Here is a 22417-nt window from a genome sequence, read left to right on the forward strand (position 1 = left end):
GCCGGCCGTCCAAGATGCCGGCGGATCATGTGTGAGGATCGAGGAGGGATTCGCGTATGCTTGGTTTGATGCAAGATTGGCCCTTGCTGTGTCACAAGATTATTGAGCACGCCGCCAAATATCACGGCACACAGGAAGTCGTGACGCGGTCGGTCGAAGGCCCCATTCATCGCACCACCTACGCCCAGATCCACACCCGCGCACTGAAGGTCTCGCAGAGCCTGGAACGTGACGGCATCAAGCTCGGCGACCGCGTCGCCACCATAGCCTGGAACACCTGGCGCCACCTCGAGGTCTGGTACGGCATCATGGGGATCGGCGCGATCTGCCATACGGTCAATCCGCGCCTGTTTCCGGAGCAGATCGCCTGGATCGTCAACCACGCCCAGGACCGCATCGTCATCACCGACCTCACCTTCGTTCCGGTGCTGGAGAAGATCGCAGGCCAGCTGCCGAGCGTCGAGCGCTACGTGGTGCTGACCGACAAGGCGCACATGCCGCAGACCACGCTGAAGAACGCGGTCGCCTATGAGGACTGGATCGCGGCATCCGACGGCAAGTTCGAGTGGAAGACCTTCGACGAGAACACCGCGGCGGCGATGTGCTACACCTCCGGCACGACGGGCGATCCCAAGGGTGTACTTTATTCGCACCGCTCCAACGTGTTGCACGCGCTGATGGCCAATTCGAAGGACGCGCTCGGCACCTCCGCGTCGGACACAATGCTTCCGGTGGTCCCCTTGTTCCATGCCAACAGCTGGGGCATCGCCTTCTCCGCGCCGTCGATGGGCACCAAGCTCGTGATGCCGGGCCCGAAGCTCGACGGCGCCTCGGTGTACGAGTTGCTGTCGACCGAGAAGGTCACGCACACCGCCGGCGTGCCGACGGTGTGGCTGATGCTGCTGCAATACATGGCCGCCAACAACGTCAAGCTGCCGGATCTGCAGATGGTGATCTGCGGCGGGTCGGCGATGCCACGCTCGATGATCCAGGCGTTCCTCGACATGGGCAGCCAGGTGCGCCACGCCTGGGGCATGACCGAGATGAGCCCGCTCGGCACGCTGGCGACGTTGAAGCCACCGTTTACCGAGCGCACCGGCGAGGAGCGGCTCGACATCCTGCAGACCCAGGGCTATCCGCCGTTCGGCGTCGAGATGAAGATCACCGACGATGCCGGCAAGGAGCTGCCGTGGGACGGCAAGACCTTCGGCCGTCTCAAGGTTTCGGGCCCGGCGATCGCCAAGGCCTATTTCCGGGTCGACAGCAACATCCTCGACGATGCCGGCTATTTCGACACCGGCGACGTCTCGACGATGGACGAGCACGGCTACATGCGGATCACCGACCGCTCCAAGGACGTGATCAAGTCCGGCGGCGAATGGATCTCCTCGATCGATCTCGAGAACCTCGCGGTCGGCCATCCGGCGGTCGCGGAAGCCGCCGTGATCGGTGTCCATCACCCCAAATGGGATGAGCGGCCGCTGCTGATCGTGCAACTCAAGCAGGGCCAGAGTGCCACGCGCGAGGACATCCTGAAGTTCATGGACGGCAAGATCGCCAAATGGTGGATGCCCGACGACGTCGCCTTCGTCGACGGCATTCCCCACACCGCGACCGGCAAGATCCTGAAGACGGCGCTGCGCGACCAATTCAAGGATTACACGTTCCCGACCGCCGCGGCGTGAAAACAAACGCTCGTCATGCCCGGGCTTGACCCGGGCATCCACGACTTCATCGTGCGGCAAGACATGGATGGCCGGGTCATAGGCGAGCGCAAGCGACGCCGTCCTTCGGACGGCTATGCGCGGCCATGACGATTCGGGGTAAAGCCCAAATCCCTTGAATTCGCCGCAGGTCCGTGGTCTCACACGACTGATCGCGGCGGCCGAGGTCGCCTGAGGACATCTCAACCGGCAGATTTTTCGACGATGGCGCGCAGGTTTTCCGCTCCCTACCAGCAGGAGCCCGTGTCCGGTCTCGCCACCTGGTCGCGCAACCTCGCCATCTTCTCCGTCGTCGCGGTGGTGGTCTCGATCCTGATCGTCCGCTTCGGGTTCCTGGAGGTCAAGCCGGCGCTGGCGACCTTCTTCGGCGCGCTGGGCCTGGCCGGCCTGTCGATCCTGCTCGGGCTGGCCGCCTTTGCCGCGATCTGGCAGAACGGCACCCGCGGCATGGGCCGGATCCTGCTCGCGCTGCTGATCGACGCGGCGATCCTCGCCTACCCGGCCTACCTCATCTATCAGTACCGCAAGCTGCCGCGGATTTACGACGTCACCACCGACGCGATCGACCCGCCGAAATTCGAGGCGCTGGCGCGGCTGCGCACCGGGGAAGGCACCAATCCTGCCGCCTATGCCGGCCTCTATTCGGCCGAGCGGCAGCGCGCGGCCTATCCCGATATCGAAACCGTCGAGCTCGAAACCCCGGTCGACCGCGCCTATGAGCTGACGCTGCGGCTGGTGAACCGCCGCAAATGGCTCGTCATCGACGCGCGCGCGCCGCAGCCGCCGCGCCGCATCGGCCGCATCGAGGCGGTAGCGCGGACGCCGATCATGGGTTTCCGCGAGGACGTCTCGATCCGGGTCACGCCTGACGACGAGGACTCCCGCGTCGATATCCGCTCGGCGTCGCGCTATTTCGACACCGATCTCGGCAGCAACGCCGCCCGCGTCAAGAAGCTGATCGAAGACCTCAACAGCGCGGCCGAGAACGACAATGCCAAGCCGGCGAAGAAGGCGGCGCCTGTCGCGCCAAAGGCGCCGCCGGCGAAGACGGTGAAGAAGTGACGCGGTAGCGTCATTCCGGGGCATCGCGCAGCGATGAACCCGGAATCTCGAGATTCCGGGTCTGGTGCTTGGCACCATCCCGGAATGACGAACTAGGCCAATCGGTACGTCCCGCCGATCACGGGATCGCCGTCCGTCGCCACGACGCCGCGTGCGACCAGGTCCTCCAGATGCGCCAGCACCGAATAGCCGGCGGCATTGGCGAGCCGCGGATCGAGCCCGATATAGATCGCCCGCACCATGGTTGGAATGTCGGCCTCGCCCTTGCCGAGACGATGCAGGATCGACGCCTCGCGCGCCCGGCGATGCCGCGCCAGGAAGCGGACGTAGCGCGGGCCCTCCGGAATCTCCGGGCCGTGGCCGGAGAAATACAGCTGCTCGGGCCGCTGTTCCAGCCGCTCCAGCGAGGCCATGTAATCGATCATCGAGCCGTCCGGCGGCGCCACGATCGAGGTCGACCAGCCCATCACATGATCGCCGACGAAATTGATGCTGCGCTCGGCCCAGGCGAACGCCAGATGGTTGGCGGTGTGGCCGGGGGTCGCGACCGCCTCCAGCGCAAAGCCAGCGCCCTCGATGACGTCGCCGTGCTTGACCTGCACGTCGGGTCGGAAATCGCGGTCGGCGCCGGATTCCGGATTGTGCTTTTCGCTCTCGAAGCGCGGCCGCGAGGCGCGGTGCGGCCCCTCGGCATAGACCGGCGCGCCGGTCGCGGCCTTGATCCGCGGCGTGTTCGGCGAATGGTCGCGATGGGTATGGGTGACCAGGATATGCGTCACGGTCTCGCCCTTGACCGCATCGAGCAGCGCCTTGGCATGCGCCTCGTCGTCGGGACCGGGATCGATGATCGCGACCTTCCCCTCGCCCACGATGTAGCTGACCGTGCCGGTGAAGGTGAACGGGCTCGGATTGTTGCAGAGGACACGGCGAACGCCGGGGCGAACCTGTTCGACCACGCCGGGCTTCAGCGGAAAGTCGCGGTTGAACGGGATGTCGTCGTTGTCGGCCATGGGGATTTTCTCTGCATCGTCATTCCGGGATGGCCCGCAGGGCCAGACCCGGAATCTCGAAAGAAGGGAAAGGAACGCGGCGCGAGATTCCGGGTTCGCGCCGTCCAAATCGGCTGTTGCCGACTTGGACATTTAAGATCTGCCGAACTCGGGTAAACCTGAGTTCGGTTGGCGCGCCCCGGAATGACGAGCAAGCGCCCTTACGAGAACGCCTGGATGCCGGTGATCGCGCGGCCGAGGATCAGCGCATGGACGTCGTGCGTGCCCTCATAGGTGTTGACCGTCTCGAGGTTCGCGGCGTGACGCATCACGTGATACTCGATCTGGATGCCGTTGCCGCCGTGCATGTCGCGCGCCATGCGGGCGATGTCGAGCGACTTGCCGCAATTGTTGCGCTTGACGATCGAGATCATCTCAGGGGCCATCTTGCCCTCGTCCATCAGGCGGCCGACGCGCAACGAGGCCTGCAGGCCGAGCGCGATCTCGGTCTCCATGTCGGCGAGCTTCTTCTGCACCAGCTGGGTGGCGGCGAGCGGCCGGCCAAACTGCTTGCGGTCGAGCGTGTATTGCCGCGCGCGGTGCATGCAGTCCTCGGCAGCGCCCAATGCGCCCCAGGAGATGCCGTAGCGGGCGCGGTTGAGGCAGCCGAACGGGCCCTTGAGGCCGGAGACGTTGGGCAGCAGCGCGCTTTCCGGCACCACCACATTGTCGAGCACGATCTCGCCGGTGATCGAGGCGCGCAGCGACAGCTTGCCGCCGACCTTCGGCGCCGACAGGCCCTTCATGCCCTTCTCGAGAATGAAGCCGCGGATCTGGTTGTCGTGCGCAGCCGACTTGGCCCACACCACGAACACGTCGGCGATCGGCGCGTTCGAGATCCACATCTTGGCGCCGTTGAGCTTGTAGCCGTCGGCGACCTTCTCGGCGCGGGTCTTCATGCCGCCGGGATCGGAACCGGCATCCGGCTCGGTCAGGCCGAAGCAGCCGACCCATTCGCCGGTCGCGAGCTTGGGTAGATATTTCTTGCGCTGGTTTTCGTCGCCATAGGCGTAGATCGGATACATCACCAGCGACGACTGCACCGAGTTCATCGAGCGATAGCCGCTATCGACGCGCTCGATCTCGCGCGCCACGAGGCCATAGGCCACGTAGCTCGCATTGGCGCAGCCATATTCCTCGGGCAGCGTCACGCCGATCAGGCCGAGCTCGCCCATTTCGTTGAAGATCTCGCGGTCGGTTTTCTCTTCCAGATAGGCCTTGGTGACCCGCGGCAGCAGCTTGTCCTGCGCATAGGCCCGCGCAGTGTCGCGGATCAGGCGCTCGTCTTCGGTGAGCTGGTCGTCGAGCAGGAACGGATCATCCCACTGGAAGCTGGCGGCAGCCGGCTTGTCCTTGGCCTGGGGGCGCACGCTCATGAAACATCCTTTCGCATCGTCTATCGGAAATTGGCGGATAAATTAAAGCGCTATGCTGCGAAGCGCAATTGAATTGGGACCTTCGTCATTCCGGGGCGATGCGTCAGCATCGAACCCGGAATCTCGAGATTCCGGGTTCGCGCTATCGCGCGCCCCGGAATGACTGACGTCAGGTCTCCAGCTTCTCATTCGACACGATCTCGATGCCGAAACCTGACAATCCCTTGTAGTCATGCACCGACGAAGTCAGGTGCCGGATCGAGGTGACGCCGAGATCACGCAGGATCTGTGCGCCGACGCCGACCTCGCGCCACTGCCTGTGGCGATCGGCCTCCGCCGTCTTCTGCTCGCCAACCGGCTCGACCGGAACACCGGCGGCACCATCGCGCAGATATACCAGCACGCCGCGGCCGGCATCCTTGAAATGCCGCAGCACGGCTTCCATTCGCGCCGGCCCGGTGAACAGGTCTTTCACGATGTTCGGCTTGTGCAGCCGCGTCAGCACGTCCCGGCCGTCGCCGATGCCGTTATAGACGAAGGCGGCATGCATGATCTCGTCGAACGGCGAGCGATAGGCGTAGCCCTGCAGCGGGCCGATCGGGCTTTCGGTGGTGAAGGTCGCGACCCGTTCGATCAGCTTCTCGCGCGCCTGGCGATAGGCGATCATGTCCGCGATCGTGACATGCTTGAGCTTGTGGGCGGCGGCGAATTTGGCGACCTGCTCGCCCTTCATCACGGTTCCATCGTCGTTCATCAGCTCGCTGATGACGCCTACCGGCGGCAGGCCGGAGAGCCGGCACAGATCGACCGCCGCCTCGGTGTGGCCGGAGCGCAGCAGCACGCCGCCGTCGCGCGCGATCAGCGGGAAGATGTGGCCGGGACGCGCGAAATCATTGGCGCCGGCATTGGGATTGGCGAGCGCGCGGCAGCAGGAGGCGCGTTCCTCGGCCGAGATGCCGGTGCCACCATCGGGCTTGTAGTCGATCGAGACCGTGAAGGCGGTGGTGTGGTTGGACTCGTTGTGCGCCACCATCGGGTCGAGCCGCAGCCGGCGGGCATCCTCGGTGGTGATCGGCGCGCAGACGATGCCGGAGGTGTGGCGGATGATGAAAGCCATCTTCTCCGCCGTACAGAACGACGCCGCGACGATCAAATCGCCCTCGCCTTCCCGGTCGTCATCGTCGGTGACGACGACGAGTTCACCCTTCGCAAAGGCTTGCAGCACTTCCTGGATCGTATCGGCCATTGTCCTGACATCTCGCTATATGCAGGCAGTGGATTAGCCGGGTTCCGATGTCAGCGCCAGTATCATTATGCAACCCGCCATGCATCCGGCAGGGATACCAGGAGGGGAGATTTCACCTCTCCCAAAGGGAGAGGTCGGATCGCATCGCTCGATGCGATCCGGGTGAGGGTTCAGCCCTCTCGTGGGACTCGAGCCCCTCACCCGCTGCGCAAATCGACCTCTCCCCGATGGGGAGAGGTGATGGACAGCCTTGAGACCGGCGTTACGGCAGCACCTCGCGCCGGTCGCTGAGCTGTGCGTCCAGTTCGGCGCGCTTGTCGTCGAGCAGACCGGCGTCGGCCGCCTCGATCACGGAATAGAGCTCGCCGGCGTCGCTGAGCCGGGTCACCGTCACGTAGTCGGCGCCGGCGCTGTAGAGGTCGTCGACGCCGGTCAACAGGTCCGCGGTGGCAACGATCCGCGCGGTCGGATTGAGGGCGCGGACGTGGCGCACCAACTTCTCATTGTCGGCGCCGACCAAGAGGAAATCCGGCACGCTCAGGATGATGATCTCGGCCTTGCCGATGCCGGCATGAACCAGGGTGTCGACATTGCTGATGTCGCCATAGATCACATGCATGCCGCGGTCGGACAGCGTGCGGAACACCAGCGGGTTGAAATCGATCACGCTGATCTGCTCGAGCAGCGACTGGTTCTGCCGCTCGATCTGGCTGATCAGCGCGCTCGCCGCGCGGAAAAAGCCGAGGATGACGATGCGCCGGATCTCGCCATGTCCGTCCTCGTGCCCGGCCTCGCCGCGGCCTTCCTGGTCGAGGTCGCGCAGCCCGATCCGCTTCAACGGACCAATCAGGCCGCGCACGATCTGGTCGCTGCGCCCCATCGCGAAGGTCGAGAGCACCGCCAGCACGACGAAGGCGAACGAGGCCGCACTCGCGGTTTCGGTTCCGATGTGGTTGGCGGCGACGCCGGTCTGGATCACGACCAGCGAGAACTCGGAGATCTGCGCCAGGTTGATCGCCGGCAGCAGGCTGGCGCGCAGGCCCTGCTTCATCAGATAGAGCGGCGTGAACGTCGTGATCAGGCGGCTCGCCACCGTGAAGGCCGCGATGACGAGCGCAAGCCAGATCACCGAGAGGCCCGGAATCGGGATCGTCATGCCGAGCGCGACAAAGAACAGCGTGATGAAGAAATCCCGCAGCGTCGTGACCTTGGCGGTGACGTCGAGCGCATAGGGAAAGGTCGAGATCGAGACGCCGGCGACCAGCGAGCCCATCTCGCGCGACAGATGCAGCCGCTCGGCGATCTCGCCGATCAGGAAGCACCAGGCGAGCGCGCCGAGCAGCACGAGCTCGGGCCGCCGCGCGATCTGGTGGAACAGCCGCGGCAGCACGTAGCGGCTCAGCACCAGCGCGGTCGCGACCAGCACCGCGACGCGGGCAATCGACAACAGCACGACGCTGATCTGCAGATTGTCGAGGCTCGGCTGCACCGCCAGGAACAGGATCGCGAAGATGTCCTGCAGCACCAACACGCCGAGCGTGATGCGGCCCGGCAGCGTATCCAGCTCGCGCTTCTCGTAGAGCACCTTGACGATGATCACGGTCGACGACAACGAGCAGGCGACGCAGAGATAGATCGCGTCGAACTTGCCGCCGCCGACCGCAAGCCCGATAGCGGCAAAGAACGCCACGCCGATCAGGCAGCCGCCGATCAGCTCGCCGGCTCCCGCGAACAGGATGACCTTGCCGGCACGGATGATCTTCTTGAGGTCGATTTCCAGCCCGATCATGAACAGCATGAAGATCAGGCCGAGCTCGGAGATGACGCTGATCGATTCCTGGGACTTGACCCAGCCCATGCCGAATGGACCAATGAAAAAGCCGGCGATAAGGTAGGCCAGTATCAGCGGTTGCCGGGAGAAGTGGGCGAGCAGCCCAATCCCCCAGGCAAACAGGATACAGAGCGTGATATCGGGAATCAGTTCATGCATGCGTCAAAGACTTCCTGTTGCCGCAACCTAGAGGGCCGGGCGTGAGGATCAACCGAGCAATGTGTCACATCCGCGCAGGCGGCATTTTTCTCGCAGTTTTGCTCTGCCTGCTCACCGTGCGCATGTCAGAGGCGCTAGCACAATCCTCGGCAAGTATTGAACAAAATTTCGCGAACTCGTTGACGACGGTGCCATCGGAGGGCCTCACCGCCTCCGGTGCATTCTACGTGCCGGTGTATTCCAGCGTGTCGATGAGCCAGGGCAAGCTCAGGGCCGATTTTTCGGTGACGCTCAGCGTGCACAACGCCTCCGAGACGAAGCCGCTGGTGCTGAAGCGGATCGCCTATTTCGACACATCAGGCAAGATGGTGGAGAGCTACCTTAAATCGCCGGTCGCGCTAAAACCGTTTGCGACCGTCGAGGTCGCGATCGCCACGACCGATACCCGCGGCGGCACCGGCGCGAATTTCGTGGTCGATTGGGCGGCCGCCGGCGAGATCGCGGAACCGGCGGTCGAGGCCTTGATGGTCGGCAGTGTCGGCGCAGGGCACTACGCCTTCATCAGCCAGGGCCGGCCGATCCGGCCGGTCGGCAAGAACTAACCTCATGGAAGGCCGCTTGCCGCGGCCTTCTCAACGATAACAACACGGAGCGAAACGTCCATGTCCACCTCAGCCCAGTTCGACTTTACACCGCTACTCGCGGCCGGCCTGCCTGCCCCGGCCGCACGCTGGACCGGGCTCGCCAAATACAGCTTCGTCGGCGGCAACAACGATCCCGACCAGGTCCCGGTCGACGGGCTGCTGGAGGCGGTCAACGCCGTGTTGAAGCGCGAGGGCAGGAATCTGGCGACCTACAATCTCGCGCACGGGCCGCAGGGCTATCTGCCGCTGCGCCAGTTCCTGACCGAGAAGCTGAAGCGCGACGCCGGGATTGCCTGCACGCCGGACGAGATCATGATCGTCTCCGGCTCGCTGCAGGCGCTCGATCTTGTCAATCACACCTTGCTCGCCAAGGGCGATACCGTGCTGATCGAGCAGGAAACCTATCAGGGCTCACTGAACCGGCTGACACGGCTCGGCGTCAATGCGGTCGGCATTCCCCTCGATGGCGAGGGCATCAGGATCGATGCGCTGGCTGCGGCACTCGCCGATCACAAGCGGCGCGGCATCACGCCGAAATACATCTACACCATCCCGACAGTGCAGAACCCGACCGGCTCGATCCTTCCGGAGAGCCGCCGCGCCGGGATGCTGAAGCTGTCAAGGGAATACGGCGTGCCGATCTTCGAGGACGATTGCTATGCCGATTTGATCTGGAACGGCGAACGGCCGCCCGCGATCTATGCGATGAGCAAGCATGGCGGCGTGATCCATATCGGCTCGTTCTCCAAATCGATCGCGCCTGCGCTACGGGTCGGCTTCATCGTCGCGCCCTGGGGGATCATGTCGCGAATGCTGCCGCTGAAGACCGACGCCGGCTCCGGCGCACTGGAGCAGATGGTGCTCGCGGAATATTGCGCACCGCATTTTTCGACCCATGTGCCGCGCCTGACCAAGGGCCTGCGCGCCAAGCTCGATACGCTGATGGAGGCGTTGAACGAGCAGTTCGGCACCGCGGCCGAATTCGAGGCGCCCAAGGGCGGCATCTTCCTCTGGGTCAAGCTGCCCGACAATGTCGACACGCTGAAGCTCTATCAGGCGGCGCTTGCCGCCGGCGTCTCGATCAATCCGGGACCGGAATGGTCGACCAGCAAGGCCCATACCGGCAGCCGGCTCCGCCTCTGCTTCGCCAGCCCCTCGCACGAGCAGATCCGCGAGGGCGTTGCCGCGCTGGCCGAGGTGTGCCGCAAGGAGTTCGGCGTGCCGGCGCGCAGCAGCAATGTGGAGAAGCGCGGCTAGATCATGATGACTTTGCGCTGAAGCGAGTTGCGGACTCCGATTCACCTCGCCCCTGCGGGGAGAGGTCGGAACGCATCGTCAGATGCGTTCCGGGTGAGGGGGAGCCTCCGCAACCTCAGCTATCACCGGATATGCGGAGGCAGCCCCTCACCCCAACCCTCTCCCCGTAAGAACGGGGCGAGGGAGCGCAGCGCGCTTGCGGTCGCCATTCGATCTGATCTCATCATGCTCTACGGATCTGCGCGCCTACCTCACCGAGAACGGCGCCTGATAGGGCCGGCCGAACGGCACGCCGTTGACCACGGTCTGCACCGGCTTTAGCAGCAGATTGCCGTCGCGCTTGTTGTTGCGGGTATCGACGAAGGAGACCGGGCCTTCGACGAGATCCATGATCGCGACGTCGCCGGGCGCGCCACGCTGCAGCGTGCCGACCTTCGGGGTCCGGTTGATGATCCGCGCCGGCGCCGAGGTCGCCATCGCCACCACCTGATCCAGCGACGAGCCCATCGCCAGGAACTTGCTCATCACGTTCGGCAGGAACGGAATGCCGGGCGAGTTGCCCGAGAAGACGTGGATGTCGGAGGAGATCGTATCGGCCGCGCAGCCGGCGGGGATCGCGACTTCGGCCACCGTGAAATCGAAGCTGCCGCCGCCATGGCCGACGTCGAACAGCACGCCGCGCTGCTTGGCCGCGAGCGCCGCCGGCAACAGCTTGCCCTCCTGGACGATATTGGTGAAAGCGCCGGACATGTTCGGCGCGCCGGAATAGGCGTGGGTCAGGATATCGCCCGGCCGTAGCAGATCGAGGATGTCGGACATCAGCTCCCTGGTCTCGACGCCGCCGATATGTACCATCATCCGCGCCGGCCAGCCGCACATCTCGCAGGCCTGGATGCCGCGCTTCAGCGGCTCGAGGCCGTGCTTGAAGATGACGTTTTCCGACATCCGCACCTTGACCCCGATCAGGAAGTCGGGGTTCTCGGCCAGCGCCATCGCGCAGGCTTCGACCTGGGCGTTGTCGATGTTGTAGAGCTCGGCCACCGGGAATGCCGACAGGCCGTTGTTGGCGATGTGGACGAAGGCGTAGATCCGCGCCCGCGATTGCGCGACGATGAAGCGCCGCAGCGCCGCGAGGTTGTTGACGCCGGCGTCGCCCGCCGAGACCACCGTCGTGGTGCCCTGGAATTGCACCAGCTCGTCGGCGGGAATGCCGATCGCCGATCCGTACGGGTAGACGTGGCAGTGCAGATCGACCAGACCCGGCATCACGAGCTTGCCCGACGCGTCAATGGTCCTGGCGGCGCGAGCAGCCGGGATATCGTCTTCGATCGCCTCGATGATGCCCCAGCGGATGCCGATGTCGCGCTTGCCGCGCAGCGACTGGCTGGGATCGATGACATCGCCGTTCTTGATCACGAGGTCGAACTTGTCGTCCGGCCCCATCGCCGCAGCGGCCGGCCTCGCGATGGCTGCGGCAGCGGCCGATCCCGTCACTTTCAAAAAATCCCGGCGTGAAAATTCGCTCATGGCAACGTCCCCCCGAACATTGATTTTTATGGCGCGATGATGCGTCGGACGCAGCGGTTAGGCAAGGCCGGGAAAGCCGCCCGTGCGCTCGCTCATCGGTTGTGCGCACCAACACGCGACGGCAGCAGCGTTCGAGGCAGTTGCTGAACAAGTGTTCAGAAAACTCCTCTGGTTCCTGAGGAACGTTTCAATCTCCGCACGGTTTTCTCTTCACTTATTTGAGGAGGATGAGATGAAAAAGATTGGCTTTGTTCTCGCGGCGGTTGGTGCGCTTGCGGTGGCCGTTCCGTCGATCGCGAGCGCCGAGACGGTCGTGATCAGACACGGCGGTCATCATCACTGGGACCGCGGCTGGGGCGCACGCGCCGAAATGCGCCATGACCGTGGCTGGCATCGCGGTTGGCATCATGGCTGGCATCACGGCCATGACCGGACGGTGATCATCAAGCGTCATCACTACTAAGGACCGACACAACGGAAAATGGCTCCTCACGGAGCCATTTTCTTTTCTGCTTCCTCAGGGCCAGCGGCCTCAATCCCACGCCGGCGCAAACCCCGGATTGACGCAGCGCATGTCCTTGGGCAGCGCCGCAATCGCCTTGCGGTCCGCGTCGTCGAGCTTGACCTTCAGTGCGTCGAGATTGGCCTTTTGGCTTTCGGCGCGCGAGGCTTTCGGAATAGCCGCCACTCCATCCTGATCGAGCAGCCATTTCAGCGCCACCTGCGCCGCGGTCGCATCATGCTTGCTGCCGATTTTCGCCAGCGTCTCGTCGGTGGCGAAGCGGCCCTGGGCGAGCGGACAATAGGCCACCAGCGGGATCGATTTCGCGGCGAGATATTTGCGCACCGGCGTCTGGTCCAGCATCGCGTGATATTCGATCTGGTTGCAGGCGATCGGCGCCTTGATGTCCTCGACCACGGTCTTGAGCAGCGCGGTGGTGAAATTGGCGACGCCGATCGCGCGGGTGCGGCCTTCCTCCCTCAGCTTCATCAGCGTCTCGAAGACGGCAGGCAGCTTCATACTCCGCGACGGCCAGTGCACCAGATAGAGATCGACGTGATCGAGCCGCAGCTTCTTCAGGCTGGCGTCGAACGCTGTCCGGATCGCATCCGGCGCCAGGTTCTCGTGCCAGACCTTGGTGGTCACGTGCAGGTCCCTGCGCGCGACATTCGAGGCAGCGATCGCCGCCCCGATCGCCTCTTCATTGCCGTACATCTCGGCGGTGTCGATATGCCGATAGCCGAGCCCAAGCGCGCTCTCGACCGCCGCGCGGCAGGTATCGCCCTGCATGCGGAAGGTGCCGAGCCCGAGCTGCGGCAGGCTGATGCCCTGTGTCTGCAGATTTTCCATGGATAGCTCCTGACGCGTGGGACGCCGATGCCATCGACGACGTCACGCCAGCAAATCGTTTCGTGGGAATGAAATTGGCAGGACTGCCGACACGCAGTCTGCCCGCAAACCGGGCCCTCGGGCAAGACGCCGGCAATCAAGATGTCGCGACGGATCAGAGACGGCGCTAGATGTGCTGCGCCATGATCTGGCCGGGCCGCGCGTCCGGCCGCGGCTCGATATCGACCGACCAGAGGTCGTGGTTGTCGACGTCCTTCAGCGTCACCGTCATCACGCCGGTCTTGCCGTCGATGTCGACGCGGCCGAAGAATTGCAGCTCGAAGCACGGCGCGAGATTGTCGCCCTGCTCGGCCGAGCAGCCCTTCTGGTACATCGCCTTCGGGCCAAAGGTGTTGTCGAGCTCGCCCGGCGACCAGGTGCCGGCATGCAGCGGACCGGAGACGAACTCCCAGAACGGCTCGAACTCCTGGAAAACCGCGCGGTTCGGATCATAGTGATGCGCGGCGGTGTAGTGCATGTCGGCGGTGAGCCACACCGTGTTGCGGACCCCGGCGCGCTTCATGAAGGACAACAGATCGGCGATCTCGTGCTCGCGCCGCGCGGGCGGCCCGTCGCCGAGCGCGACCGCATCGAGGCTGACGAGGCCGATCGGCAGATCCGCCGCGATCACCTTCCAGACAGCATCCGACGCCACCAGCTCCCGCTTCAGCCAGGCGAGCTGGCTCTGGCCGAGGATGCAGGCGTGGTCCGGATCGCCCTGCTTGTTCCAGCTGGAATCGCGATAGGAGCGCATGTCGATGATGAAGACGTCGAGCAGCGGCCCGTAGGGAATCTTGCGGTAGACGCGGCCATCGCGCTCCGGCATCAGCCGCATGGGCATGAATTCGTGGAAGGCGCGGCGTGCCCGTGCCACCAGGCGCGAGCTGCCGTCCGCCTCATAGCCGGTCGCATCGGTGGTGCCGAGTGGCGACCAGTCGTCGGCCACCTCGTGGTCGTCCCACTGCGCGAACATCGGCACCTCGGCGTGGAAGGCGCGGAAACTCTCGTCGAGCCAGTTGTATTTGTAGTTGCCGCGAAACTGATCGAGGCTCTGCGCGACGACGGATTTCTCCTCGGTGACGATGTTGCGCCAGATCTCACCGTTTGGGAGTTTCTGCTCCGACGGCACCGTGCAATCGGCGTAGATGTGATCGCCGGAATGGATGAAGAAGTCCGGACGCTCGTCCAGCATGGTGCGGTAGCTGCGCAAGCCGCCGCGCGCGGGGTCGATGCCCCAGCCCTGCCCGACGACGTCGCCGGACCAGACGAACGAGACGGGACGCCGGTCGGCCGGCGCGGTTCGGAAATGGCCGACCCGGCTTTCGCCTGATGTGCCCTCGCGGTCCTCGAAGCGCACGCGATAGAACAGGTCCTGGCCCGGCGGCAGGCCGTCGAGCAGCAGCTTGGCGGTGAAGTCGCGCTCGGGCAGCGCATCGGCGGACACGGTGCGCAGGATGCTGGCGAAGCTTTCGACCGCGGCGCATTCGATGTGCATCCGCGCGGCGCGATCGGCGCGCGCCCAGATGACACCGGAATCGCTTGCCACGTCGCCGGACTGGATGCCCGCAATCGCGGGCCGATCCGCGGCGCGGCTCAGATACGGTCTTGCCAGCGCGCCGAATCCCGCCAGCGCCGCGGTCGACGCCGAGCGCACCAGAAGCTGGCGCCGGGTGAGGCCTCGCCGCCTCGCGGAGTTCGCTGTCGGCATCGAATAACCTTCGTCGAATCGCAACGAAGGTTTTGCCTGCGCTCCTTGACTCCGGCCTTACGGTTTCTTGACTCTCCGCCGACGGTTTTGCGACGGCGGGATGACTCGGGGGCGGCTGCTGGGACGGCGGCCCCGGATATCGAGCGCTCAAGCACCAAACCCGTCATCCTGAGGAGGTCGCGAAGCGGCCGTCTCGAAGGATGAACGGCCCGTCCGTGGCCGATCCATCCTTCGAGGCTCGCTTCGCTCGCACCTCAGGATGACGGGTCAAGGATTGACGCACTTCGAGAAAGCAGAGGCGCGAGAGCGCCGCCTCACCGATGCCAGTTGCAGATGCCGCCGGTGCGGCACGGCCAGGTCTGGATCCGTGTGTCACGGGCCTCCGCATCGAGCGGGTTCGAGTGGCGGCGCGCGAGCTTGGCACGGGCGGGCACGCGCGCTTCCGCGCGCTTCTTCTCGTGCGGCGCGGTCACCCTGGTGGTCCGCACGGCTTTCTTCGGCGCGACTTTCGGCTCCTCGACCTGCGGCTCGACATTCGCATGCTGATCGGGGCCATGGTCGGTCTTCGCCTCGACCGGAACGGGCTCGAACTGCGCCGGCGGGCCAAGCGGCTTCGGCGACAACACTGCGCGTGAAAGATCGAGGCTGAAGAACTCGCTGGGGCGATACTCGTCAGCCAACGCCACGCCGCCCAAAGCCAGGCACGCGGTACAAACGGTTGCAACAAAAGCGTTTTTCAGGACCATCAAACGGCCTCCTGAAATCACTCGAACAGACAGCCATCATGTAGGGGCTCGGGCGTACGAATCCAGCCACCGCTTGCAGGCAGGGTTGCCGGTCAACCAGGGCGGCTGTGGAAAGTTCCCCGGCCTTACTCCGCCGCCTGCGCCAGCGGCTGGCTGATCGCGCGCTCCAGCCGAGCGCATTCGGTGCGGTAGCGGGCGACGTTGCCCTCCTTGATGTGGCCATAACCACGCACGAGCTCCGCAGCCTTCGCCAGCGCCACGAGGCGCGGCAAGTCGAGCGGCTTCTTGCCGTCGAGGTGACGCAGGATCATCGCCGAATACTCGACCGGCAATGCGCGCTCCATCTTGCGCTCGGCGGTATAGCCGAAGATGTCGAAGGCGGTGCCGCGCAGGCCCTTCAGCCTTGCAAGCATGCCGAACGCCGTGAAGATCCACGGACCGAATTCACGCTTCTGCAGCCGCCCGGTGACGGGATCGCGCTGGGCCAGCAGCGGCGGCGCCAGCAAGACCTTCAAGCCGGACTTGCCTTGGAATTGTTCCCTCAAGGCCTTGCTGAACTCGCCGTCGGAATAGAGCCGCGCGACTTCGTATTCATCCTTGTAGGCCATCAGCTTGAACAGGCCCTTTGCGAAGGCCTCCGTCAGGTCCTGCGAGCCCGGCGCGGCCGCCGCCTCGGCGGTGCGGACGCGCGCTACATCGTCGAGATAGCGCCTGGCGTAGGCCGCGTCCTGATAGTCGGTGAGGAATTTGGCGCGGAACGCGATCGCCTCATCAAGCGTCTTCTTGGCCGGCGCGGCGCCGGCGCTCTTGAAGCGTGCGGCGCTGACCACGCGTTGCAGATCATGCGCGGCGAGCCGGCCCCACGAGAACGCGGTCTTGTTCATCTCGATGGCGGCGCCGTTGAGCTCGATCGCCTTCAGGATCGCTTCCAGCGACAGCGGGATCGCGCCGCGCTGAAAGGCAAAACCGAGCATGAAGGCGTTGGTGGCGATGCTGTCGCCCATCAGCGCGGTGGCAAGCCCGGTGGCATCGAGGATATCGAGGTCGCCAGGCGTCACCGCGCCGTTTAGCGCATCGCGCATCGAGCTGGCTTCGAAGTCGATATCGGGATCGATCACGAAGCTCGCGGTCGGCAAGAGATCGGCGTTGACCACGGCGCGGGTGACGCCGCGCTCGGCGCGGCTCAGCGCCGGCACGCTGGTGGCGACGACGAGGTCGCAGCCGAGGATCAGGTTGGCATTGCCCGGTGCGATGCGCACCGTGGTCAGCATGTCGGAGGCGGGCGCGAGCCGGACATGGCTCATCACGGCGCCGTTCTTCTGCGACAGGCCGGTGAAGTCGAGCGTCGAACAGGCGAGCCCCTCGACATGCGCGGCCATGCCGAGCAGCGCGCCGATGGTGATCACACCGGTGCCGCCGATGCCGGTGATCAGGATGTTGTAGGGATTGCTCAACGCGGCCACAGGCGGCGTCGGCAAGTCGGCGAACAACGCCTTGGGTTCGGCGGCAGCGCGGTCCGCCTTGCGCAGCTTGGGGTCCTGCACCATCACAAAGCTCGGGCAAAAGCCCTCGATGCAGGAGAAATCCTTGTTGCAGTTCGACTGGTCGATACGGCGCTTGCGGCCGAGTTCGGTCTCCAGCGGCTGCACCGAGACGCAGTTCGACGCCACCGAGCAGTCGCCGCAACCCTCGCAGACGCGCTCATTGATGAAGACGCGCTTGGCCGGATCGGGGAACAGCCCGCGCTTGCGGCGACGGCGCTTCTCGGCGGCGCAGGTCTGGTCGTAGATCAGGACGGTGAGGCCCTCGATCTCGCGCAGGATGCGCTGCACGGCATCGAGCTCGCGGCGATGATGAATGGTAGCGCCGGCCGGGAAATAATTGGCGGGATATTTGTCTGGATCGTCGGAGACGATCGCGAGCCGCTTGGTGCCCTCCGCCCAGACCTGGTGTGCGATCTGCGACACCGTAAAGCCGCCCTCGGCCGGCTGGCCGCCGGTCATCGCAACCGCATCGTTGTAGAGGATCTTGTAGGTGATGTTGACGCCGGCCGCGGCCGCTGCGCGCAGCGCCAGCAAGCCGGAATGGGTGTAGGTGCCGTCGCCGAGGTTCTGGAACACATGCTGTTCGCTGGTGAACGGCGCCTGCCCGATCCAGCTCACGCCCTCCGCGCCCATATGCGAGATGGTCTGGGTGTTGCGGTTCGGCACCGACAGCGCCATGCCGTGGCAGCCGATGCCAGCCATGGCGCGGCTGCCCTCGGGGATCTTGGTCGACGAGTTGTGTGGGCAGCCCGAGCAGAAATACGGCGTGCGCTGCAGCTTCGCGGTGCCCGTGCCCTCGGCGGGGCGATCGAACGCCTCGAGTTTTGCCAAACGCTGCTCCAGCAGCGGGCTGCGGTGACCGAGCCGGCGCAGCCGCGCCACCACGGCGGCGGCGACCATGGTCGGCGTCAGCTCGCCCTCGCTCGGCAGCAAGGGAGCGCCGCTCTCGTCGCGCTTGCCGGCCACCGAGGGACGCTTGGAGGCGTCCATGTTGTAGAGGATGCGGACCAGCTGGTCCTCGATGAAGCCGCGCTTCTCCTCGACGACCAGCACATCCTGCAGGCCCTCGGCGAAGGCGCGCGCGCCGCGCGCTTCGAGCGGCCAGGTCAGTGCCACCTTGTAGATGCGCAGCCCGAGCGCCTGCGCATCGGCATCGGTGATGCCGAGATCGGCGAGCGCCTGGCGCAGATCGAGATAGGCCTTGCCGGTCGCCATGATGCCGAGCCGCGCCGGCTTCGAATCCAGCACGATGCGATCGAAGCGGTTGACGCGGGCGAAGGCCGCGACCGCCTCCATCTTGGGCCCGTGCAACCTGCGCTCGGCTTCGAGCGGCGGATCCGGCCAGCGGATCGAGAGCCCGTCCGGCGGCATCTCGAAATCGTCGGGCATGATGATCTTGATGCGATCGGGATCGCTGACGATCGAGGCCGAGCTTTCCACCGTCTCGGAGATCGCCTTGAAGCCGACCCAGCAGCCGGAATAGCGCGACAGCGCGAAGCCGAGGATGCCGAGGTCGAGATAATCCTGCAGCGTCGCCGGATTGACCACCGGCATCAGCGCCGAGGCGAACACCTGCTCGCTCTGATGCGCCAGGGTGGAGGATTGGCAGCCATGGTCGTCGCCGGCCAGCGCGATCACGCCGCCGTTCGGCGAGGTGCCGGCGGAATTGGCGTGCTTGAGCGCATCGAGCGAGCGGTCGACGCCTGGGCCCTTGCCGTACCAGATGCCGAACACGCCATCGACCTTGGCGCCGGGGAACATGCCGACCTGCTGGCTGCCCCACACCGCGGTCGCCGCCAGATCCTCGTTGAGGCCGGGGACGAAGGCGATGTCATGTTCCCTGAGGAAGGATTTCGCCCGCCACAGCGCGTGGTCGTACATGCCGAGCGGCGAGCCGCGGTAACCGGAGATGAAACCGGCGGTGTTCAGCCCCTGCGCGCGGTCGCGTTCGCGCTGCAACATGGGCAATCGGACCAGCGCCTGGGTACCGGAGAGGAAGATTCGTTTCGTATCCAACCGGTACTTGTCGTCCAGTCCAACTTCCATCAACGCCATCAGTTTCCCCGTCAGTCAGCCACGCCGGTCCGGACCGGTCTGATTATCTTCCGAAATGATCATGCATCAGCATGCACTGATTTTGTTATGCATGAACAGCCCCGTTCCATGGCCGCAGCACATATCTCATGTTGCCCAAGCGAGGCCTTGCCGTTCTGCAAGGCCTTGCCGAACCCCGGCATCTTTGAAACGGTGGCGCGCAAAGGGAGACCAAGGATGATTACAGTCGAATCCGCATTCACGACGGAAATCGTGGAGAACGGCAATCTGCTGGTGGGTCCCTGGCGCAGCCCGAAGCAGATGCTGCAGGCCCAGACCTACGACTCCCACGCCTCGATTCACGACGATGCAACCGCGCAGAAGCTCGGCTTTCGCGGCGGCACGATCGAGGGACCGACCCATTTCAGCCAGTTCGCGCCGCTGTGCGAGCGGATCTGGGGCCGCGCCTGGTTCATCACTGGCTGCCTATCCGCGCATTACCGCAACCCGGTGTTCGAAGGCGAAGAGGTGCAGGCCCAGGTCGAGAAGCCGAAGCCGGGCCAGACCGTTTGCACGATCGGGATGGTCAAGCGTGACGGCACCGAGATCCTGCGCGGCACCGCCTCGATCGATGGCGACGGCAACGAGACGGCGCTCAGCCGCCGGCTCGGCGAATTGAAGCCGCTGACCGATCCCGTCATCCTCGCCGACATCAAGGTCGGCATGAAGACGCCGCGGCAGGCGATCAAGATGGATTTCGACCAGAACATGGGCGATCTCTATCCGTTTTCGCTGGCCGAAAAGCTCAAGGTGATCACCGAGCCTTCGGATTATTATTCGCTGGAGCACAATCCCTGGGGCCGCGCCATCATCCCGATGGAGATGCTGAGCGTGCTGTTCCAGTACCGCGCGCGCGAGGACCGGCTGCCGGTCCGCGGCCCCGCCGTCGGGCTGTTCGCCGACCAGGAGATTCGTCTTCTGCGCGGGCCGCTCTTCCCCGGCGAGACCTATTGGGTCGAGCGCGAGGTCGTGGCGCTTTCCGGCAGCAAGCGCACCGAGAGCATGTGGGTGCGCTCGACCGTGTTCGATGCCGACAACGCCGTGGTCGCAACGATGCTGCTCAACGGCGCCAGCATGAAGGACTCCTACGCCAACTACGCCAGCGAGCACAAAGCCCTCTACGGCTGAAACAACAGCCGCCTCTTCCGCAAGCCGCCGAAACAAGGACAACAACAATGGCCCGCCTGCCCTATCTCGAAGCCGATCAGGTCGCCCCCGAATATCGTGACATGCTCAAGCGCAACACCAATCTGCACAAGCTGCTGGTGAACTCGCCGGACATGGCGCGCGCCTTCAACGGCGTCGGCGGCTATATCCGCTTCAAGAGCAAGCTCGATCCGCGCTTACGCGAACTCGCGATCCTGCAGGTCGGCTGGCTCGAGCAGTCGGAATACGAATTCACCCACCATGTGAAGATCGGCAAGGAGTTTGGCGTCACCAACGAGGATATAAAGGGCCTGATCGCGGAGACCAGTGGCAAGCCGTCGAAGCTCGAGCCGCTGGCGAAAGCGATCCTCAAGGGCGCTCGCGAGATGGTCCACGAGCTCGCGATGTCGGATGCGACCTTCGCCGAGATCAAGCAACATCTCTCCGACGAGCACATGACTGACCTCGTGCTGACGATCGCGTTCTACTGCGCCGTGGTGCGGGTGCTCGCCACCATGCAGATCGACAACGAACCTTACTACAAGGAGGTACTGCAGCAGTACCCGCTACAGGGAGTGAAGTGAGATGCGCCTGCAAGATCGCGTCGCCATCGTCGTCGGTGCAGGCCAAAGCCCCGGCGAGGGTATCGGCAACGGCCGCGCCACCGCGCTGACCTTCGCGCGCGAAGGCGCCAGGGTGCTGTGCGTCGATTACAATCTGGCTTCGGCGCAGGAGACGGTCGACCTGATCGCGGCCAAGGGCGGGACTTCAGTCGCCTTCAAGGCCGACGTCACCAAAAATGCTGACATCAAGGCGATGGTGGCGGACGCACATGGCCGCTGGGGCAGTGTCGACATCCTGCACAACAATGTCGGCGTCAGCCTCTCTGGCGGCGATGCCGAACTGCTTGATATCACCGAGGAGGCGTTCGACCGCTGCGTGGCGATCAATCTGAAGAGCTGCATCCTCGCCGCCAAGCATGTGATCCCGATCATGCGCGCGCAGCAGCGCGGCTCGATCATCAACATCTCGTCGATGGCCGCGATCACGACCTATCCCTACGTCGCCTACAAGGCGACCAAGTCGGCGATGATCGCCTTCACCGAACAGCTCGCCTACCAGAATGCGCAATATGGCATTCGCGCAAACGTGATCCTGCCGGGATTGATGAACACGCCGATGGCGGTGGACACCCGCGCCCGCGAATTCAAGAAGAGCCGCGCCGAGGTCGAGGCCGAGCGCGACAGCAAGGTGCCGCTGCGTCACAAGATGGGCACCGGCTGGGACGTCGCCAATGCCGCGCTGTTTCTCGCCTCCGATGAAGCAAACTTCGTGACCGGCGTCACGTTGCCGGTCGATGGCGGCGCAAGTGTGCGGCGCGGTTAATCGAGACGATTAACCTGTGTGACAATTTGGGATTAATCACTGTGACGAAATCACGCGTTATTGCGCCGCATTGATTCGAAAAAATTGAAGTATTCCAATGACACGGCGATGTGACGACGCGTCCACATAAATCGAAATCCTGACTCGTTGTGGTCGCACGAAATTCATCTGCGCTCTGTATCTCGCACGCCAAGAACTTCTGGAGTGCCTGGACCGATGAGCGAAGAATTCGAACTCAGACCCGATCAATGGGATGCGCTGAAAGCGCTGCGGGCTCCCGCAGCAAACCCTACCCGGCTGAACCGGTTTGCCGTCGAGAGCCTGATCACGCTCGGCTATGTTGCGGTGCGCGGCGATTCGTTTGAACTGACGCCCGCGGGCCGCAAGGTGCTGGTCCGCGGTTCGTCACAATTGCTGCTCGATATCGCAGCCTGATTCCGTTCGAAGCTGACACGAACGAGAGCTTCAGTTTTGATTGAATCAAAGCTGAAGCTCTCGTTTTTTTGTCTTGCCGCGTTTTCTTCACGC

The 22417-nt window shown here is 64.5% G+C and carries 18 protein-coding genes; 9 read left to right on the top strand and 9 right to left on the bottom strand.

From position 1 onward, the window contains the following. The first annotated feature begins 56 nt into the window (after positions 1 to 56). Both ACVMIH_RS18870 and ACVMIH_RS18875 read left to right on the top strand, forming a co-directional pair. A complete protein-coding gene (locus ACVMIH_RS18870; RefSeq protein ID WP_057015204.1) occupies positions 57 to 1685 on the top strand; it encodes a fatty-acid--CoA ligase in 1629 nt (542 codons plus the stop codon). Between the two features lie 243 nt (positions 1686 to 1928). After that, entirely contained in the window at positions 1929 to 2786 is an 858-nt protein-coding gene (locus tag ACVMIH_RS18875; protein ID WP_057015203.1) for a DUF1499 domain-containing protein, read from the top strand. Positions 2787 to 2878: 92 nt separating this feature from the next. Here ACVMIH_RS18875 and ACVMIH_RS18880 read toward each other — a convergent pair whose 3' ends face one another. From ACVMIH_RS18880 to ACVMIH_RS18895, 4 genes are all read right to left on the bottom strand, one after another. Next, positions 2879 to 3796, bottom strand: coding sequence for an MBL fold metallo-hydrolase (locus ACVMIH_RS18880; RefSeq protein ID WP_057015202.1), 918 nt, complete (start codon positions 3794 to 3796; stop codon positions 2879 to 2881). Positions 3797 to 3996: 200 nt separating this feature from the next. Beyond that, the gene (locus tag ACVMIH_RS18885; protein ID WP_028334515.1) at positions 3997 to 5211 is read right to left on the bottom strand and encodes an acyl-CoA dehydrogenase; all 1215 of its coding nucleotides are present in this window, start codon (positions 5209 to 5211) and stop codon (positions 3997 to 3999) included. A 169-nt stretch (positions 5212 to 5380) separates the two neighbouring features. Beyond that, complete coding sequence (ribB, locus tag ACVMIH_RS18890) at positions 5381 to 6457, bottom strand: 3,4-dihydroxy-2-butanone-4-phosphate synthase (RefSeq protein ID WP_028334516.1); 1077 nt, start codon at positions 6455 to 6457, stop codon at positions 5381 to 5383. A gap of 262 nt (positions 6458 to 6719) precedes the next feature. After that, positions 6720 to 8447: a cation:proton antiporter gene (locus ACVMIH_RS18895; protein WP_253587667.1), complete on the bottom strand. Its 1728-nt coding sequence runs from the start codon at positions 8445 to 8447 to the stop codon at positions 6720 to 6722. A 59-nt stretch (positions 8448 to 8506) separates the two neighbouring features. Here ACVMIH_RS18895 and ACVMIH_RS18900 point away from each other — a divergent pair, with 59 nt between their 5' ends. Continuing rightward, complete coding sequence (locus ACVMIH_RS18900; protein ID WP_375162624.1) at positions 8507 to 9049, top strand: DUF3124 domain-containing protein; 543 nt, start codon at positions 8507 to 8509, stop codon at positions 9047 to 9049. Positions 9050 to 9109: 60 nt separating this feature from the next. Continuing rightward, positions 9110 to 10348 (top strand): aminotransferase-like domain-containing protein, encoded by a 1239-nt coding sequence (locus ACVMIH_RS18905; protein ID WP_456862925.1) that lies wholly within the window; start codon positions 9110 to 9112, stop codon positions 10346 to 10348. Between the two features lie 246 nt (positions 10349 to 10594). Here ACVMIH_RS18905 and ACVMIH_RS18910 read toward each other — a convergent pair whose 3' ends face one another. After that, on the bottom strand, positions 10595 to 11875 hold the full coding sequence (locus tag ACVMIH_RS18910; RefSeq protein ID WP_456862928.1) for an amidohydrolase family protein: 1281 nt from the start codon (positions 11873 to 11875) through the stop codon (positions 10595 to 10597). A gap of 232 nt (positions 11876 to 12107) precedes the next feature. Here ACVMIH_RS18910 and ACVMIH_RS18915 point away from each other — a divergent pair, with 232 nt between their 5' ends. After that, positions 12108 to 12338, top strand: coding sequence for a hypothetical protein (locus ACVMIH_RS18915; RefSeq protein ID WP_050387960.1), 231 nt, complete (start codon positions 12108 to 12110; stop codon positions 12336 to 12338). 69 nt (positions 12339 to 12407) lie between these two features. On the opposite strand, the gene ACVMIH_RS18920 is transcribed toward ACVMIH_RS18915, so the two are convergent. From ACVMIH_RS18920 to ACVMIH_RS18935, 4 genes are all read right to left on the bottom strand, one after another. Next, on the bottom strand, positions 12408 to 13226 hold the full coding sequence (locus ACVMIH_RS18920) for an aldo/keto reductase (protein ID WP_057015422.1): 819 nt from the start codon (positions 13224 to 13226) through the stop codon (positions 12408 to 12410). Positions 13227 to 13392: 166 nt separating this feature from the next. Beyond that, positions 13393 to 14973 carry an alkaline phosphatase D family protein gene (locus ACVMIH_RS18925; protein ID WP_456862930.1) on the bottom strand — a complete coding sequence of 527 codons (1581 nt, stop codon included), beginning with the start codon at positions 14971 to 14973 and terminating at the stop codon, positions 13393 to 13395. 314 nt (positions 14974 to 15287) lie between these two features. Continuing rightward, positions 15288 to 15719 carry a hypothetical protein gene (locus tag ACVMIH_RS18930; protein ID WP_200844543.1) on the bottom strand — a complete coding sequence of 144 codons (432 nt, stop codon included), beginning with the start codon at positions 15717 to 15719 and terminating at the stop codon, positions 15288 to 15290. A gap of 125 nt (positions 15720 to 15844) precedes the next feature. Continuing rightward, positions 15845 to 19318 (bottom strand): indolepyruvate ferredoxin oxidoreductase family protein, encoded by a 3474-nt coding sequence (locus ACVMIH_RS18935; RefSeq protein WP_456862933.1) that lies wholly within the window; start codon positions 19316 to 19318, stop codon positions 15845 to 15847. 216 nt (positions 19319 to 19534) lie between these two features. Between ACVMIH_RS18935 and ACVMIH_RS18940 the strand changes: the two genes are divergently transcribed. From ACVMIH_RS18940 to ACVMIH_RS18955, 4 genes are all read left to right on the top strand, one after another. Continuing rightward, the gene (locus tag ACVMIH_RS18940; protein ID WP_456862935.1) at positions 19535 to 20485 is read left to right on the top strand and encodes a hypothetical protein; all 951 of its coding nucleotides are present in this window, start codon (positions 19535 to 19537) and stop codon (positions 20483 to 20485) included. A gap of 47 nt (positions 20486 to 20532) precedes the next feature. Continuing rightward, positions 20533 to 21087, top strand: coding sequence for a carboxymuconolactone decarboxylase family protein (locus tag ACVMIH_RS18945; protein ID WP_456862937.1), 555 nt, complete (start codon positions 20533 to 20535; stop codon positions 21085 to 21087). Between the two features lies 1 nt (position 21088). Further along, on the top strand, positions 21089 to 21889 hold the full coding sequence (locus ACVMIH_RS18950) for an SDR family NAD(P)-dependent oxidoreductase (RefSeq protein WP_057015428.1): 801 nt from the start codon (positions 21089 to 21091) through the stop codon (positions 21887 to 21889). Positions 21890 to 22105: 216 nt separating this feature from the next. Continuing rightward, positions 22106 to 22324 (top strand): hypothetical protein, encoded by a 219-nt coding sequence (locus tag ACVMIH_RS18955; protein ID WP_057015429.1) that lies wholly within the window; start codon positions 22106 to 22108, stop codon positions 22322 to 22324. Positions 22325 to 22417 lie beyond the last annotated feature (93 nt).

Source organism: Bradyrhizobium sp. USDA 4503 (assembly GCF_054055815.1).

Bases quoted from the DNA above. Each gene is read 5' to 3' on its own strand.
- ACVMIH_RS18870 (WP_057015204.1), top strand. From the start codon at position 57: ATGCTTGGTTTGATGCAAGATTGGCCCTTGCTGTGTCACAAGATTATT.
- ACVMIH_RS18875 (WP_057015203.1), top strand. From the start codon at position 1,929: ATGGCGCGCAGGTTTTCCGCTCCCTACCAGCAGGAGCCCGTGTCCGGT.
- ACVMIH_RS18880 (WP_057015202.1), bottom strand. From the start codon at position 3,796: ATGGCCGACAACGACGACATCCCGTTCAACCGCGACTTTCCGCTGAAG.
- ACVMIH_RS18885 (WP_028334515.1), bottom strand. From the start codon at position 5,211: ATGAGCGTGCGCCCCCAGGCCAAGGACAAGCCGGCTGCCGCCAGCTTC.
- ribB (WP_028334516.1), bottom strand. From the start codon at position 6,457: ATGGCCGATACGATCCAGGAAGTGCTGCAAGCCTTTGCGAAGGGTGAA.
- ACVMIH_RS18895 (WP_253587667.1), bottom strand. From the start codon at position 8,447: ATGCATGAACTGATTCCCGATATCACGCTCTGTATCCTGTTTGCCTGG.
- ACVMIH_RS18900 (WP_375162624.1), top strand. From the start codon at position 8,507: ATGTGTCACATCCGCGCAGGCGGCATTTTTCTCGCAGTTTTGCTCTGC.
- ACVMIH_RS18905 (WP_456862925.1), top strand. From the start codon at position 9,110: ATGTCCACCTCAGCCCAGTTCGACTTTACACCGCTACTCGCGGCCGGC.
- ACVMIH_RS18910 (WP_456862928.1), bottom strand. From the start codon at position 11,875: ATGAGCGAATTTTCACGCCGGGATTTTTTGAAAGTGACGGGATCGGCC.
- ACVMIH_RS18915 (WP_050387960.1), top strand. From the start codon at position 12,108: ATGAAAAAGATTGGCTTTGTTCTCGCGGCGGTTGGTGCGCTTGCGGTG.
- ACVMIH_RS18920 (WP_057015422.1), bottom strand. From the start codon at position 13,226: ATGGAAAATCTGCAGACACAGGGCATCAGCCTGCCGCAGCTCGGGCTC.
- ACVMIH_RS18925 (WP_456862930.1), bottom strand. From the start codon at position 14,973: ATGCCGACAGCGAACTCCGCGAGGCGGCGAGGCCTCACCCGGCGCCAG.
- ACVMIH_RS18930 (WP_200844543.1), bottom strand. From the start codon at position 15,719: ATGGTCCTGAAAAACGCTTTTGTTGCAACCGTTTGTACCGCGTGCCTG.
- ACVMIH_RS18935 (WP_456862933.1), bottom strand. From the start codon at position 19,318: ATGGCGTTGATGGAAGTTGGACTGGACGACAAGTACCGGTTGGATACG.
- ACVMIH_RS18940 (WP_456862935.1), top strand. From the start codon at position 19,535: ATGATTACAGTCGAATCCGCATTCACGACGGAAATCGTGGAGAACGGC.
- ACVMIH_RS18945 (WP_456862937.1), top strand. From the start codon at position 20,533: ATGGCCCGCCTGCCCTATCTCGAAGCCGATCAGGTCGCCCCCGAATAT.
- ACVMIH_RS18950 (WP_057015428.1), top strand. From the start codon at position 21,089: ATGCGCCTGCAAGATCGCGTCGCCATCGTCGTCGGTGCAGGCCAAAGC.
- ACVMIH_RS18955 (WP_057015429.1), top strand. From the start codon at position 22,106: ATGAGCGAAGAATTCGAACTCAGACCCGATCAATGGGATGCGCTGAAA.